Source organism: Gillisia limnaea DSM 15749, from assembly GCF_000243235.1.
GTDB classification, from domain to species: domain Bacteria; phylum Bacteroidota; class Bacteroidia; order Flavobacteriales; family Flavobacteriaceae; genus Gillisia; species Gillisia limnaea.
The window spans coordinates 1,040,601-1,057,875 of sequence record NZ_JH594606.1 but is presented as its reverse complement, the minus strand read 5'-3'; the positions used below and the strand labels follow the sequence as shown (position 1 = coordinate 1,057,875).

Sequence of the window (17,275 nt, the reverse complement as noted above, 5' to 3'; positions counted from 1 at the left end):
TTAAAAGGATTTTACTCCCGATAGCATATGGACATACGTCGGGGAAAGCACGTCCGTAACGACCGGGCGGGGGTTGCCCCGAGGTTCTTGATTTCTTATGTTATTTAGGGTACCCGTTAATCCTATCCATTTCTAGTTATTGATAATTATCTTCTTGCTTACAACCCTTCCTTCAACAACAAGCTGAACAATATAAACCCCGGAGCTATAATTTCTAACAGGCATTTTGAATTCCTTTTCAATAGGAAGATTGTTGTGGCCTTCCAGTTTATTACCATTGAGGTCAAAAATGTACATATTTGTGATTGAAAGTTCCTGCGGATTAAGGATCTGCAATTCCCTGTCTGTTTGACCATGACGAACGCTAATCCCAAACCGATCCTTGATCTCATCTGGTTCTTCTCCGGGTACTTCAACCACAGGTGGCACAGGTTCATCTTTGAAGAAAATTATTTCAAAACGGTCATGAATAGTTCCCGGTTCAGAAGTTGAGAAGTACGGAGATTTCCTTAGATCGTGAATACTGTCATTTAATATGTCTTTTAAGTACACCGGTTCGGTATCAGGATAATTTTCAAGTCCGCCAATTTCAATCTTTAGCTCCCCTTCTTCCTTGATTTTAATTCCCAATGGTAAAATTTGATCCTTATCGAAATTTGGTACAGCCTGGATTACAAACTCTTTATCCTGAATTAACCAATACATATCTTCGGGAATATTATCAAATAAAAGAGCATCATAACCTAAATCAAAACTGTTGGTAGTATTGGCGTCAGCAGTTACTAGAATTTGTCTGTGGAAGCCAAGCGGGGATGTGAAATCCAATCTTATTTTATACCGTGAATCCTTGGTTACTAACGATTTTTGACCTTTAGTAGGATAAATAGGTTTAAGAAATTGGGACTCATTGGGGTTCAGTTCGGTAACAAAAGCTCTTTGGCTATTATTAAAGTTAACTATTCCGCCACTTATAATAATGCCGTTGGCTATAGCAGGATCTAAAACCGTATTAATAAAAAATCCCTGACCCACGGGTACAAATTGTCCGGGTTTTTTGGTTCCTGAGGTACCGTCATTATTGATACGCTCATCTACCGAGGAAGCTGACTTTACAGCTCCGGAAAGATTTATAGTTGCATAACCTCCTACATATTCCCTTAAAATATGAGTGTTTTCCTGTCCAAAATGGTCCCAAAAATATAAGGCTCCATTAAAAATGTTTTCGGTATTCGTAGCACCTCCAACATTTGCTGAATTTAAGTTATCTAATATAAATTGTACAGCATTAAGAGCAGACGGGTAAGGGTTTCCAACTAGACGGTTCTGATTTGAGCCAATACTCACCCCATTTACAGGTCCGTTATTTGGCAATCCTTTGAAAACGTAGTTTTGCGGGGTTGAAATAGCCACATCACCTGAAGTTCCTTTCATGGTAAACCCGTCGCCGGTATTAAGCTGGCCATTTTCCCCAATCCATTTCCATTCTGCATACACATTGGCAGTGCCAAAGAATTTGAAGAGCCAATAGGCGCTAATCCTTTTTTGTTCGGTATTATAATTATATTTATCAGCGTAGGTATGGTCGTAGGCAAAAGAAATATCCTTCGCATTATTGGAATCGGTTCCATCTCTTAAAAGGCCTTTTATAGTGCCACCGGCATTGGAGGCTCCTGCACTAACCGGGAAACTCCAGTAGTTGTAGTTGTAGCTGTTTGCTGTTCCCTGTTGATCACGTTCCAGCCATCCGGAGCTTTGAGGATCAACAATACTTCCCATATCCTGAAGCAGTTGAGATTCCCCTACAAGGTCAATACCTCCATCTAAGCGCAGATAATGCGTAACTCTTAACGATTGACCGCCATTATATTCATTTTCAGGATCATTAGGATCCATTATTGTAAGTTCTCCCGATTCTGAGATCAAGCCTAATACGGTTATATCTTTGCCACCGGAGGTTATATTATTGGAAGTTCTTACAATGTTCCATTCAATAGGGGTACTTCCATCTATTCCTTTACTGTTGGGGAAATCCCATACCACCGGTTGTGTCCAGGTATTCCTATTACTCCAAACATTGTCTGTGGCCGAAGTGTAGGGAAGGGGAGCTGTGTTTTCCTGCAGGGTTTCCATATTACGAACCAAACCAGGATTATATTGTTGATTCAGTGCAAGGTTTGGTGTGATTCCACCTTCGATCAGTTCGGCAACTGCTAATAATTGATAATATCCGGCAAGAGCACTAAAAGAAAGACCTGGTGCAGGCATTGGAATTTCTACTCCAATATTCGTTGTATTTTGTAATCTTTGATTCATCAGGAATCTTATTTGATCCTGGGAAATATCACCATTCCATATCCTTATTTCTTCGATCCACCCGGAGAAATGGTTTTCTGCCACTCCTGTTGTGGAATGTAATCTTGCTCCAATTAAAGTGGATGCCTGACCGCCCGTTGTCTTGGGGCTACCGGCAATAGGAATACCGTCTACAAATAAATTACCGGTAGTGGTTACTGCGATATGATACCATCTGGTTCCTTTTATAATTTCATCAGGAAGATTCTCCATATTAATTTCAAATCCGGGACCGGAAATTATGGTTCCATCTGATGCATCAGTTATTCCACCTCCTGGAATTGGACGATCAAAAGGTCTTATCCATGCTTCATAACTGAAAGCGCCGGAGTAACCTGTTCCTAGATCAACATAATCATTTACCCCGTCAAAGTCTAAAGCAATACATTCTTGGATTTCAACAGCAATTTCTGCAGGGGCGGCAGGGCAGGCGGTGTTCTCAATAAATTCCCCGGCATAATCCGGATCTGGTACTAATTCCCAAATAAATGTATAATTACCTAAAGCCTCTGCGGTAAAAATTGCATTTGGATTATTAACAGGGTCAGAAACATCTGTAGGATCTTGATTTGAGAAATTACCTGCTCCGCCTTCCACTCTCCATTGTCCTATATAGTCATCCTGGGTAGGATATGATATGGTCTCCTGCCAAATACCCGTAGTGGTACCTGTAAGCTGAATAGCAAAATCTCCACAGCTTCCTGCTTCGGCTTCAGCGGTAAGTGTATAGCTGTCAAATAATTTGAAAGATACAGTGGCAGGGATTATACATTCCTCAGAGAGGTTTGCATTAATTAAAGTCCACTGCAAGGTATATTCTCCAAGAACTATAGGGGTAAACACAGCATTTGGATCATTTATACCAGAAAAGTGAGCTTCTGCAAATGTATATTCGTTCGGGTTGGATATCACCTCCCATTTTCCTGTAGTTCCATCTGCAGTGGGAAAGGAACTCACACTTTCCTGCAAGGTTCCTGAAACAGTAGCAGTCAGATTAAAACTATTAGTTTCGCAGGTGTCCAGAACGGCTGAAGCAGTTGAAGTGTAAAGATCATAGATGGTAATAGTAACATCTGTGACTGTATGTTCACATTGTGTATTATTTTCATTAACTATTGCCCAGCGTAATGTATATTCTCCAACCAGATCAGGACTAAAAATAGCCGCAGGATCGTTAATTGCAGAAATTGAAGTATTGGCGGTTGAAAATTGGTTTACATCATATACATACCCATCAGGTCCATTTTTTACCTGCCATTCTCCATAGGTGCCATCTGTGGTTGGTAGAACACTTACATTCCCCTGTAGTAACCCCCTTAATAAACCTGTTAGTTCCACACTATTATCTCCACATGCTTCAACCGCGGCTGTGGCAGAGGATGTATATTGATCGAATATTGTAAAGGTAACATCATTGATGGTGTTTTCACATTCAGAAACAGCGGTTTCGTCTTCTAATTCAAGAACCCAATTTAAAGTATAAGTACCCACAATATTAGGAGTAAAAACGGCAGTGGTGTTTGTAATTCCTCCCGACCATTGTGCTACATCATAAACATATCCTGATGGTGAAGCTATTATTTCCCAGTGACCTATAAATCCATCGGCAGTAGGATAACTGGTTATAGCACCTTGCTTACCTCCTGTAACAGAAGAAGTGAGACCCACCTGATTAGTTCCACAAGCTATTGCTGCAGCAGTTGGGGTGGAAGTGTAAGTATCGTAAACAAATACCTCTACGCTTTCTTCATGCTGAATTACATCACATAGCTGGCCGTTTGAATTGGTTGTCAGCATAGTTTTTACCACAAAGGTATTTAGACCTATTTGAGTTGGTGTCCAGGTTTCTGTTGTTTCATTCCCAATGAATACCGGATCATCAGGATCTGTATAATCAGTCCATTCCAATTCAACTCCACGTGGGCCGTTTGGAATGTCAATTTCATCCAGTGCCCAAATATCACCATCACGTGCTCCCAGGAAATGGAAACGTATGCGAACATTTTCGTTCCCTATATAATTGCCCAGGTCAATCCTTATATTATTAACGTCGGCTGTTGAACCTCCAAAATTGCCGATATTGCCACTGGCCGCAGGTCCTGTAACTTCGTACAATGGTACTGATTCGTAAGAGGCCCCTCCATTAGTTGAAATTTCTATCCGGATGGATGCTCCTGCTGTTAAATTATATGCCTGATCAAAAGTTAGAATTGCCTGGTCAATGCCGTCTATAGCAAAAACAGATGTCTCTAAGGTTGTTTTATTATTTCCGGTAACAATTGCAAACTTTTTATCTCCTGAATCCCATCTTTGATCCGAACCTCCTGATCCATTAATGTTTGCTGTATAAAAAGGTTTATCATTAGTATTCGACCAGATGTTAGGTTTAGTATTATTTCCACTTGCGGGAAAATCAAGATCGGCAGTACTTCCATCTCTTCTAACTCTCCAGCCGTGCACACTGGTTAAAGAATTCGCAGAGTTGAATTGTCCTCCACTAACGGCGCCACCAGTTTCATATCCGGTTTCGGCATACAAACTCACGTTTTCGCCAAAGCAAATAACTGTAGGATCAATTTCTACAGGTGTAGGCTCAATGTTGCTGGGGATAACACTTACAATTCCTGTCTCAGAAAATTGATTTGGGCTACAAGCCCCGCTGCTTAATTCCACTCTAAAAACCGTGGTCTGTAATTCGCCTTCATGCAAATTTCCATTAAGTATAGCTTCTATTTGAGCACCAGAAAGCGACGCGCCTGTAAAATCTTCACCTTCATCATTTTCCACAACACTCCAGGAAGTGTCATTTACGCCCCGGTATCTCCACTTATAAACCTGTCCCTGACTACCTAATAAACTTAAGGGATCAGCATAACCCGGGTTGTTGTCCTCACATATGATAAAGATCCTTCCGTCATTATCAGGAGTTACAATACTTTGAAAAATAAGTTTTCCTCCTTTTGGTAGTGGATCTATTGTAACAGATGTTGTGTGTTCGACGTCTTCACATACCCCTTTACCCTCTATCTTATAGATAACTTGGTGAGAACCCGCAACACCACTGGAAGAACTCCAGGAGATTGCGCCGGTAGCTGAATTTAAAAGACTTCCCAAAGTTGCACTACTAAAAGTTCCCCCCGTTTCATAACCTGCAGCTACAACGGCATTTCCAGAAGTAATACAGTAGGAAGGACTGGTGTAACTAAAGGTGGCGTCAGATCTTTTGTTAATAGTAATGATAAATAAATCATTCACAGTATCACACCCGTCAGCATCGACATCTACAGTGTTGGTGATTTCATATTCTCCTGCGTCACTTGTAGTTATGTCTATCGCTCCGCTTGCAGAATCTAAAACCAGGTTAGCTCCTTGGGGAGTAGCGGTATAAGTAAAAATTCCTTTTACCGCACCTGTTTCCAGAGTTGGCTCGATCGAAAGGGGAGCAGCAGGGTCTGAACAAAATTCCGTGGCTGAATAACTAAAATCCGGGATAGGCCTGTCATTAATTGTAATTGTAAATTCAGCGGTAACCGGCTGACATCCATCTTCAGCACTATCTTTATAATCTATTGTTCTAGTAATTATATAAGTTCCGGCAGAACTACCCGAAAGATCAATAGCTCCAGTTGCGGTGTCTAAAACCAAACCAGAATTATCAGCAATAAAACTATCTACATTCTCGTGACCCGCTTCATCAAACGAAATTATGGGAGCTGTATTGAAAGTATTGTCCCGGGTATCTTTGCAATAGATTTCGCTGTCATATGAGAAATCTGCGACCGGATTTGCACCAATGGTTACCGTGAAATCTCTGGATACCTCTGCGCAAACACCGGAATTGGAAGTGGCAGTAAAAGTATAAGTGATGATATAAACTCCGGGATCAGTTCCATTAGGGGTAAATGCCCCGGAAGTGGCATTCACCACCAATGCAGGCTTATCAACCGTAAAGACTCCGGTTCCATTAGCCAGATTGTTCCCTTCTATAGTAGGAGATTTTGCAGCGGTATCTGTTTCACAAAATTCTGTAGCAGTATCTGTTAATGTGGAGGTATAGGTAAACGCGGTGAGAACCGGTTGAGGGATAATGGTAATTTCCTTGGTATCTACCGCATCTGTACAAATTTGCACTCCATCTACCTCCAAAAGTGCGGTAAGGGTGAAAATTATTGTAGTGCCTAAATCTGCAGAAACAGGGGAATAAGTGGCAGTAGATAGATCTGTAGGATTTGAAATTTGTCCACCTCCGGTCGATGTCCAGATCAGGGACGTATGATTGAGCGCAATAGCTCCTGCTAAAGCTATGGATGTCTCGGTGCTGCAAATTTCAAGATCTGGTCCTGCATCTACCGTTGGCGGATCATATACGGTTAAAATAGCAGCAGAAGTTTCTATCGAAGAACAGGTGTATCCCTGCGGTCCTTCGATATAAACTGAATATTCCCCTGCCTGGCTGCTCTGAACATTGATTAGGATCAACGAAGGGTTATTTTCACCAGTTAAGTCATTTCCATTTAGTCTCCACTGGTAAGTAACATTGCCGCCATTAGCCGAAGCTTCTGCAAATAATGTTACATCCCCGTTTAGACAAATATTTTCATCCTGAGGAGAAACAGCCACAATGATATTCTCATCTACATTTAATGTAACTTCATCAGATCGTACCGGCTCACAGGGAGCGGTACCGGAAACTTCAACATAGTAAATTCCATCATCCTGGGAAGTTACAGAATTAATATTATAAATATTTGACGTTGCTCCACTAATAGGGGAACCGGGAAAGCTCCCTTTGTACCATTGGTATGAAAGTCCTTCGCCTGCCGCAGAAACTTCAAAATCAACTCCTTCCCCGGTACAGGTTCCAATATTAAATGGTTGGGAATTTATACTTACTTCTCTATAAACTGTGATATCAACTGTAGTGGTGACAGCATCACAACCCTCGGCAGTAGGGATTGTATATGTTACGGTATGACTTCCGGGTGTACTGCCATCAGGATTAATTGCGCCCGTAGTGGCATCAATTACTAACCCGGTAGTACCGGAGAAAGTTCCGTTTTCATAACTCCCTGTGGTATTGGTAAAGGTAACCTGATAGGAGGATGCATCTGCTGTGCAGAATGGTGCATCATTGTAGTTAATAGTAGCTTTCGGAACAGGTGTAATGCTAACTGTAGTTTCTGCTGTTTTTACACCACAACCCCCACTGGCAGGAATATTGTATATAACGGTGTATTCCCCGGGTTCGCTGGCAGAAGGAGTTATTGCACCGCTGGAAGTATTAATTTCCAGTCCTGAAGGGGATGAATTAAAGCTTCCATTTTCAAAAGCTCCTATACCATTGGTGAACACTACTTGTTTTGTGCCTGAGGTGGATTCACAGTATGGCCCATCATAACTAATATCTACTGATGGGACTGGTGTTATTGTAACTTCAGTTTCTGCAGTGATTTGCCCGCAACCATCTGCCGCAGGCAAGGTGTATGTTATTTTATAAGTTCCGGGAGTACTTGAAGTTGCATCAATAACACCTGTAGAAGTTATTATGCTTAATCCAGATGGAGCAGAAAAACTTCCACCATTTACCAAACCTGTACCAGCAATAGTAGGGCTATAGGTGCTGGAGTCTTCTTTGCAAATCGCTCCCGAAGTATAAGATATATTAGGAACTGGAATTTTAGTAATAGTCACATCTGTAGTAGCAGTTACAATTCCACAGCCGGAAGCAGCGGGTAAAGTGTAAGTTACGGTGTAAGTGTCCGGTTGGCTGTTGGCAGCTTTAATAATACCTGTGGAAGCATTGATGTCCAGTCCACTTGTTGAACTGTATGTGCCACCGGTGTACGCATGTGTACCAGTCAAGGTCACTAATTTGTCTGCCGCGTCTGATGAACAAAATGGGCTACTCTCGTATGATATAATGGCTGTTGGAAGAGGAGTTATGGTTACTTCTGTGGTTGCTGTAACTACCTCGCAGATTCCTGTTACAGGAGTAGTATAAGTAACAGTATAGGTGCCTGGTTGTATCTCTGACGGAATAAAGGATCCGTTCACCAAATCGATTTCTGAAGCTAAGTCCCCGGTTGCACTAAAGGTGCCATTTAAATAAGAGTATTCACCCTCTATTGTGACCGCACCTGTTGACTCTTCCATCGAATTGCAATAAGGGCCTGTATAAAAGATTACTGCTGTAGGTTTTTGAGTAACAGATACAGTAGCTATAGAATTTAAAGAATTAGAACAGATTGGTGCATCCGTATTAGTTATACCTGTCAATATAAAATCCGTACTGTCTGTAAGAGGTCCGGATGGAATTGTTGCCGTACCGGAAGATCCTATGTCTACTGTTAATCCTGTTTGATTTCCTTTACTATAGGTTACTTTAGAATTAGGTGTACCGGTAATATTTAAAGTGGTAGAAGAACCAGTACAAATTGCCGCTGGTGACGCTATAGTAGCAGTAGGACTATTACGAAAGTATATCCGCATTTCATCCTTTCCGGTTCCACAAGGACTCGAGCTTTGTGGTGGCGGCACTGTCATTGTTATTGTTATAAATTCTTTTGTGATGTCATTTGCACTTGGGGTGTAATAAATTGTAAAATTTCGGGGTATATTATTGGTGCTGTTACCACCTCCAATATCAGGTAGATTCCTAAAGGTTCCATTCCCGTTACTGGACCAGGTGGGTTTTAGTCTATTAGAATTTCCAAAATATAATTCCACGGGAATGGAAAGTTCTGTTCGGGAGCGGCAAACTAATTGATCTGCTCCTAAGTCCGCAATTATAAAATTGGAAACCGTAATGTTCGAATAGGAACGTGCAGGGCCAAGACCGCACGCGTTTCGTGCTCTCACGGAAACAACCTCATTCTGATAAGCAGCATTGGCTGTAATGTTAACGATAATAGAGGCGATATTAGCTTCTGATGTTATTTCCCAACCTGCAGGCAAACTCCATTCATATCCCGTAGCTCCAGTAACTGTAGGTACAGTAAAAGTAACCCCGCTTTTAGGAGGACAAATATTAGGGTTACTGTCAAGACTTGAGGTTATAGTTCCCGGTGTATCCGGAACACCTGCGGTAGTTGTGACAGGAAAAGTTTTTGTTGTACTACTGCCACAGCCATTTACCGCTGTCACGGATATATTGCCCCCTAATGTACCAGCGGTTACCGTAATTGTATTGGAATTTTCACCTCCAGTTATTGACCATCCCGAGGGACGAGTCCAGGTATAGCTGGATGCTCCCGTTATTGTTGGAATGGAATACGTATTTCCTGTCGATCCGGCACAAACATTAGATGGACCGGAAATTTCCCCAGCCATAACGGGAGGCGGAGGATTTAAATTTACAGTTATACTTTTAGAAGCACTGTCTCCACAAGAATTTTTTGCTATAACAGATATAGTCCCTCCCGTGGTACCGGAGGAGACAGTGATCTGATTTGTTCCGGCACCGGCCGTGATTTGCCAGCCGGTACCATTTACTGCCCATTCATAACTCGTGGCATTGGCAATAGCCGGAATAGAATAGCTCAAACTTGTAGTACTGGCGCAAACCCCGGTAGAGCCTGCGATTTCTCCAGTTATAACAGGTTTCGGCGGATTGATACTTATTGCCATAAATCGTTCAGGGCCAGTACCGCAGTCGTTAGAAGCTTTAACAGTAATATTTCCAGAACCTGAAGTTCCTGCAGTTACTACAAGAGAAGGGGTAGTTGTGGTCAAACTTGATGCAGAAAAACCGGTAGGTAAAGTCCAGATGTACTGGGTTGCACCTGCTACAATTGGTACAGAATAAGTTCCCTCTGTTCCAGGACATAAAGTTGCCGGCCCTGCTGTAAATGCTGCTGGCTGGTCTGGAGTACCTGATTTAACCGAAATAGCCAGTGGTCTGGCTGAACTTGTGCCACAATCATTGGTAGCAGTAACTGAAAGGTTGCCGGTCACAGCAGTTCCTACCGTCGGTGTAAGAGTAATAGAAGTTGATGTGCTGCTTCCTGTCCAGCCTGTTGGAAATGTCCATTCATAAGAAGTTGCTCCTGTTACAGCTGCAATACTAAAAGTCTGAGAAATTCCCGGGCATACCTGAGCTGTTCCGGAAATAGTTCCCGGAGTAGCTGGTGTTCCCGCTTTTACAGATACAGCTAAACTTCTTGCTTCACTGGTTCCACAACTGTTTTTGGCTTTAACAGTTATTGTTCCACTCCCCGAATTCCCTGAGGTAACTGTTACTGAATTGGTAGTACTGGATCCTGTCCAGCCAGAAGGATACGTCCATATATATTCAGAAGCATTTGGGTCATTAGGAACCGTATAGGTTTGAATGACTCCCGGACAAACTGCTGTCTCACTGGATGTAAAATCAGAAGGAACCGCAGGTGTGCCGGGTTTTTCTGTAATTGAAATAGTATTTGATAAAACAGGGTCTGTACAAGGCACAGAAGAATCAACCCACAATTGAATTTGATCTCCGGCTACTAAGTTATTGCTGGAAAAAGTATTGGAGGTTCCCTGTGAGGTTCCGTTTACTCTCCACTCATATTGCGAGCCGCTTCCAATATTGTTTTGTGAAGAAATGGTAAAATTCACCGTTTGACCGGGACATATGTTTGAATTATTTGCAGCGATTATAGCTGTTGCCGTCCTTATAGGATTTACCGTTACGGGAACTTCACTGCTTTGAACAGGACAATTAGATTGATCTGTAGACGAGGAGGTTACTATTACACGAACTTTCTGCCCGTTTGTTAAGGAAGTTGTAGTGTATGTTGATAAATTTTCTCCATTGACATTACTGCCATTTATTTGCCACTGGTATTGAGGTAGAGAACCCCCTGTTGGATTTGCAGTAAATGTAATAGACTCTCCAGCACAAATTGTAGTTCCCGGACTTGCGGTAACCCCTACAGAAGTAGGACACTGCCCAAACCCACTCCAGAAGCTTAGAAAGATGAAAAATACCGTTAAAAATAAAGAAAGTAATTTTTTCTCCATAGTAAAATTAATTAGGAGTTTTCAATCGTCGTAGGGGGAAGAATTGAAGACGGTTAAGTTCGTTATAGCTTTTTTGGGGAAGAGCTACTAACAGTCTAAAATACAACGATTTAAAGTTAAAATAATGCCTTTTCGGTGAAAGTCATTAATAATCGTTAAAAGGAGAAACTCCTCGTTAAAATAAACTGATGTTTTTAAAAATAGGAAGTTTTGTCCTACAATTTTTTTGCTGTCTTTTGTAGGCAATTTAAAATGAGAATTAAAAAAAAAGCCACAAACTTCTCAGTTTGTGGCTTTTAAATTTAGTTATTTTCAAGAATCTACTCGCCCATAAACGGGTATCTGTAATTTGTTGCAGGAACAAAAGTTTCTTTTATAACTCTTGGAGAGATCCATCGCAATAAATTTAGTTTAGAACCTGCTTTATCATTGGTTCCGCTGGCTCTTGCTCCTCCAAATGGTTGCTGGCCTACAACGGCTCCTGTACATTTATCGTTGATATAGAAGTTTCCGGCAGCATTTTGAAGGGCTTTTGTTGCCTGTGCCGCTGCATACCTGTCGGTAGAAAGAATGGCTCCGGTTAACCCATAGATACTGGTTTCGTCTACCAGTTTTAAGGTTTCTTCCCACTTTTTATCCTCATAAATATAAATAGTCATCACAGGTCCAAATAATTCGGTTTCCATGGTGGTATATTTAGGATTAGTGGTCAGGATAACTGTTGGTTCTATAAAGTAGCCTTTAGATTTGTCATAATTTCCTCCAACGATTATTTCGGCATCTTTATCTTTTTTAGCCTGATCTATAAATCCGGCCAATTTATCAAAAGAACCTTCGTGAATAACAGCGGTGATGAAATTGGTCATATCTTCCGGGGAGCCCATTTTAAAAGAATTTAAATCTTCTATTATGAAATTTTTTACTGCAGGCCACATGCTTTTCGGGATATATCCCCTGGAGGCTGCGCTACATTTTTGTCCCTGAAATTCAAATGCTCCCCTGGTAATAGCGGTAGCAACCTGTTTTGCAACTGCGCTTGGGTGTGCTACTATGAAATCCTTTCCGCCTGTTTCTCCCACGATCCTGGGATAGGTTTTATACGTATGGATGTTTTGTCCAATTTTCGACCAAATTCCTTTAAAGACATTTGTGCTTCCGGTGAAGTGAATTCCGGCAAAATCTGGGCTTGCAAGAATTGTATCTGTGATCATTTCAGGATCTCCCATCACCATATTGATAACTCCATCTGGCACTCCTGCTTCTTTAAACACTTCCATAACAACCTGGGCAGAATACACCTGGCTATCACTTGGTTTCCATATTACTGTATTTCCCATTAAGGCTGCACTGGATGGTAAATTTCCGGCGATTGCCGTGAAATTAAACGGAGTTATGGCATACACAAATCCTTCCAGCGGGCGGTATTCCAATCTATTCCAAACCCCTTCAGAGGATTCCGGCTGCTCTTCATAGATTTGCGCCATATATTCTACATTGAATCTAAGGAAATCGATAAGTTCACAAGCGGCATCGATTTCAGCCTGAAAAATAGTTTTAGACTGACCTATCATGGTCGCTGCATTGATTCGTGCTCTATAAGGTCCGGCTATAAGATCGGCTGCTTTCAGGAAAATAGCCGCACGCTGTTCCCACTCAAGATTTGCCCAGGCGCTTCTTGCTTCAAGCGCAGTGGAGATAGCCTGGGTAATATGCTTCTTTTTTGCTGTATGATAAATACCCAGATTATGCTTATGGTCATGAGGGGGATGCATGGTTGCAGTATCTCCCGTTTTTATCTCTTCTGAACCTATATAAAGCGGAACTTCCATTTTGGTGTTGAACATGTCCTTGTAGGTAAGCAATACTTCTTCCCGTTCTGAAGTTCCCGGAGCATATGTTTTAATTGGTTCATTAACCGCCGTTGGAACTTGAAAAAATCCTTTTCCCATAATATTTTTGTCTTTTTATGTGTTTTTATTTCTGGTCGCTAAAGATAAAAAAATTAAAGTGTTTTATCTATTCACCTTACAAGGATTCACGTAAGCTTAACTTTTTTTGTAAATTCATAAAATTATTCCCTCATTTAAGGTTCAATTTATCGGGCTTGTCCCGAGGGTCTTGATTTAAGTCTATTTTATGTGTACTATAAGCCTTGTTTTTAATTCTGAAGAAAATACCGGTTTTATTTTAACTTCCAATAGGGATGAAGCCCCGGGAAGGGAAACAATATCTCCGGATTTTTATACCGTAAATAACACCCGATTGCTTTTTCCTAAAGATGCCGTCGCCGGTGGAACCTGGATAGGAGTGAGTGCAAATAAAAGGGTGGTTTGCCTTATGAATGGTGGTTTTGAAAAGCATATTAGAGCATCCAATTACCGCGTGAGCAGGGGAGTAGTGGTTAAAGATATTTTAGCCGCAGAAGATCCTCTTCTGGAAATTAACAGCTATAATTTTCAGGGGATCGAGCCATTCACCCTGATCCTTGCAGACTGGAAACAGGAACTTTTATTTTATGAATTGGTATGGGATGGAAATAAAGCCCACTTGAAAAAGCTTCGGCTTAAAAATTACATCTGGTCCTCTTCACCTTTATATTCTTCAGAAATGAAAGGCCTTAGGGAAGCCTGGTTTGAAGAACTTCAGCAGAAGAAAAACCTTACCTCTGGAAACGTATGGGACTTCCATCATTCAGCAGGAATAGGGAATAAAGAAATCGATTTGGTAATGGATAGAGGCTTCATAAAAACTAAAAGCATTACCCAAATAATTAAAACTTCAGAAAAAACCAGGATGATCTATGAGGATCTTCAGAAGGGAAAAATTTACGAAGCGGTATTTTGAGTTTTCAGCCTTCAGCCTTCAAAATTCAGCATTCAAAATTCAGCATTCAACATTCAACATTCAGCCTTCAAAATTCAGCATTCAACATTCTAGTTCATCGCAAAAGGAGCACTTAGCTTAAATGAAGGAATAGAAACCTTGAATTTTCGTGTAGAGGTGAAATTAACCATATTATAGTATCCTCTCATAGCGCCAAAGGGAGATTTAAGAAGGCATCCACTCCTGTAAGAGTGGGATTCCCCGGGCTTTAAAACCGGTTTTTCGCCTACTACTCCTTCTCCCTGAACAATTTCTGTATAATTGAGGGCATCTTTGATCTTCCAGAACCGGGAAGTGAGCTGAACGGAATCTTTGCTTTGATTTTCTATGGTAATGAGGTATCCAAAGGCAAAATTAATTTTATAGTTCTTATAAAATGTGCCTTCAAAAGTAGTCTCTACCGAGATCTTAATGCCGCTGGTTACTTGTTGGATCATAACTTAAAATATCGCAAATGAGGCAATCAAAGAGATCGCTGCTGCGATTAGTGCTAAAATAAGAAATATTCCATTCAATAAAATAAATTTAACAAAAGTTAAAAATCTACCCTGGCCATAAAATCGTCTTAAAGCTTTATAAAGGTAAAAAAGAAATAAAAGAAGGCTAAAACCCACGAAGGCATCGGTTACAAAAATAGCGTCGAGCAGTAAAGCAATTCCCGTTATCACAAAAAATGAAGTTTGAACATGAAAGGCAAAGATGAGGTGTTCCATGTAATTAAAGCTTTGCCAGCTATAGAGCAACCAGATGAAAAGTGCGAAAACCGGGAGGTAAAAGAAAATGATAAAAGGTAATTTGCTTATAAAGTAGCTCACAAAAATTTGAGGATTCGATTCGAAAAAGTTCCAGTCGGTAGCTTTTTCAAATACCCAGCCATTAAAAAAAGATTGAGAATGATTTAGGCTGTCTAACGCTATTCCTGGAGTTATGATCTTGGTTTCCTTATTAAATCTGGTATATAAATCAAATTGCTTTGGGAAGGAGTTAAAAAAAGTAAGGCTGTCCAGTTCTAACTGAGAGATATGATATTCTTTATAGGTTTTTTTTGATGCTGCCCGTTTTTCGGTAATTATGGAATCTATATTTATTTGACCTCCTACAGCAGGAATTTGCCCGATTCCTTCCCTTAGTTTTTGAGTGTCTTCTTCTGACAACTCCTCGATTGGTACTTGATTTTCGGCGTTGATGCCTTCAAAATTGCTGGTAAAACTCCAGATAATAAAGAAGATAATGGATGCGCTTAAATAAAACCGAAATGGATTGGCATAATAATCCCGTTTTCCCCGAATGTATTCTTTAGAGATCTTTCCGGGATGAAAAAGAAGTGTGCTAAGGGTTCTTCTTATTCTGGAGTCATAAGCGAAAAGCCCTGCGAAAAATTCTTTAAAAAAATCGTTAAAAGAGAGCTTTTTTGTAGAGTTCAATTGACCGCAATTGGGGCAGAATTTATCGCTTATGTCAAGAGGATGTTCACAATTTAAACAATGGTCTCCCCTATATTTAGTTAAAGAACGGTTGTTGTTCATGCCCGGGAACTATTAAATTAAAATTAGTTGGTAATATTAACGGAATTTGCTGTTCCTACACCAATAATCCTGTCATACCTGGCACCCAAATCCCGGAAATAAACCAGGACGGTATATTCATTTTCTGTTTCATCGAAATTTCCGCTTATAAAACCTTCATCCAAAGTCCCGTCTTCTTTCAATAAAACATAATTGTAATTGTAAAACCCCTGCTTAAATAATAGTGCGTTTTCATATAAACCGGAGCTTTTATTGTACTTCATAAGCGTTGAATCGTCCAGTTTAAAATTATTAAAGGCTCCGTATAAGTGAAGTTCTCCTCCATTTAGCGGTTCATAATTTAAAAGGCTGAAATGTGTCCATACATATTCCGATTCTATATTCCGGTTTTCTCCCTGCAAAGTCCGTATAACAAATTGCCCGTTAATATCCGGGTTATAGCTATAAGGTTCGCCGTCTCTTGTGCGATCTGTAAAAAGATAATGATGGTACAAATCCAGTAATTCTACCCTGCTGATATTGATTGTTGGAGCGCGAATATCTTTGCTGTCAAACTGTAAATATTCATTTCCTGCCCAAAAAGAGGTTGGCTGATCATACCTGTAAATTAGCTCATTTCCTAAGGTATATTGGGGTTCTATATTTTCTATAGCCGTTTTAAGGTTATAATTCTGAATTATACGAACCTTCACAGTTTGATTGGGATTACGAAGTAAAAGATCGGGGGAACTAATGCTAAAGTTAACTACCTGTTTTGAATTTACAAAGTTGAGATCCCGGGATCTTTTCACGTTAACGGCTACCTGTGCTAAGGATTCATACACCATAAACTTTCGGGAAAAGACAAGTTCTCTGTCGCTGTTGAAAATCTTGAGCATGTAATTTCCGCTTACCTTTAATGCCTGCACCTCTGAATTTGGAATCCTTAAACTATAATGCGTATAGGGCTGGAGGGTGTTAAAAGAATTCTCATAATTCAGGATCCTTACATCATCAAATCCTGCGAGATATTCAGCTTTCACTAAACCTGATGGAGACCAGTCGTAGTCAAAATGTTCAATGGTATAGTAATAATCGGCTTCGTCTCCAATAATATCATCAAATTGTAATGTTAAAGTTTGACCCTGAATTATAATTGGGTTCCCGGTAAATTCAAAATTTCCCTTTAAAATTATACTTTTGATATAGTTAGGTGAAAAGGTTTCTGTTTGGGGTTGTCCAAACAAGCTGCCTGCACAAAGAAATAGAATTAATAAGGCGCTTTGTTTCATATATTTATTTTATTGTTTTTAGCGGACTCCCGATAGCTATAGCGAGTAACATCCATATAATTGTGAGAAAATTTTCCTAATGGAAGTGTCATTTATTTTTAATTTTAAATAAAAGTAACTACAAATTTTATTATGGTCTTGATTTTTTGTCGGTTACTTTTTCATAGGCGCAAAAAAACACTGAATTATTTGGGTCTTATAGACCTAAAATTAGTAAATTTGCACACTTAAAAATAATTTTAA

6 protein-coding genes are annotated in these 17,275 nt (G+C 40.3%); 1 reads left to right on the top strand and 5 read right to left on the bottom strand.

The annotated features are described in order from the left end of the window. Positions 1 to 132: 132 nt before the first annotated feature. A complete protein-coding gene (locus tag GILLI_RS06465) occupies positions 133 to 11,352 on the bottom strand; it encodes a T9SS type A sorting domain-containing protein (protein WP_006988306.1) in 11,220 nt (3,739 codons plus the stop codon). Positions 11,353 to 11,672: 320 nt separating this feature from the next. After that, a complete protein-coding gene (gene pruA / locus GILLI_RS06460) occupies positions 11,673 to 13,301 on the bottom strand; it encodes an L-glutamate gamma-semialdehyde dehydrogenase (RefSeq protein WP_006988305.1) in 1,629 nt (542 codons plus the stop codon). 187 nt (positions 13,302 to 13,488) lie between these two features. Here pruA and GILLI_RS06455 point away from each other — a divergent pair, with 187 nt between their 5' ends. Continuing rightward, positions 13,489 to 14,196 carry an NRDE family protein gene (locus GILLI_RS06455; protein ID WP_006988304.1) on the top strand — a complete coding sequence of 236 codons (708 nt, stop codon included), beginning with the start codon at positions 13,489 to 13,491 and terminating at the stop codon, positions 14,194 to 14,196. Between the two features lie 89 nt (positions 14,197 to 14,285). Here GILLI_RS06455 and apaG read toward each other — a convergent pair whose 3' ends face one another. Genes apaG through GILLI_RS06440 form a run of 3 tightly spaced genes read right to left on the bottom strand, consistent with a single transcriptional unit; the run spans position 14,286 to position 17,032 of the window. Beyond that, the gene (gene apaG / locus GILLI_RS06450) at positions 14,286 to 14,672 is read right to left on the bottom strand and encodes a Co2+/Mg2+ efflux protein ApaG (protein ID WP_006988303.1); all 387 of its coding nucleotides are present in this window, start codon (positions 14,670 to 14,672) and stop codon (positions 14,286 to 14,288) included. 3 nt (positions 14,673 to 14,675) lie between these two features. Beyond that, positions 14,676 to 15,761 carry a DUF3667 domain-containing protein gene (locus GILLI_RS06445; protein WP_006988302.1) on the bottom strand — a complete coding sequence of 362 codons (1,086 nt, stop codon included), beginning with the start codon at positions 15,759 to 15,761 and terminating at the stop codon, positions 14,676 to 14,678. A gap of 23 nt (positions 15,762 to 15,784) precedes the next feature. Further along, positions 15,785 to 17,032, bottom strand: coding sequence for a type IX secretion system plug protein (locus tag GILLI_RS06440; protein WP_006988301.1), 1,248 nt, complete (start codon positions 17,030 to 17,032; stop codon positions 15,785 to 15,787). Positions 17,033 to 17,275: the final 243 nt, after the last annotated feature.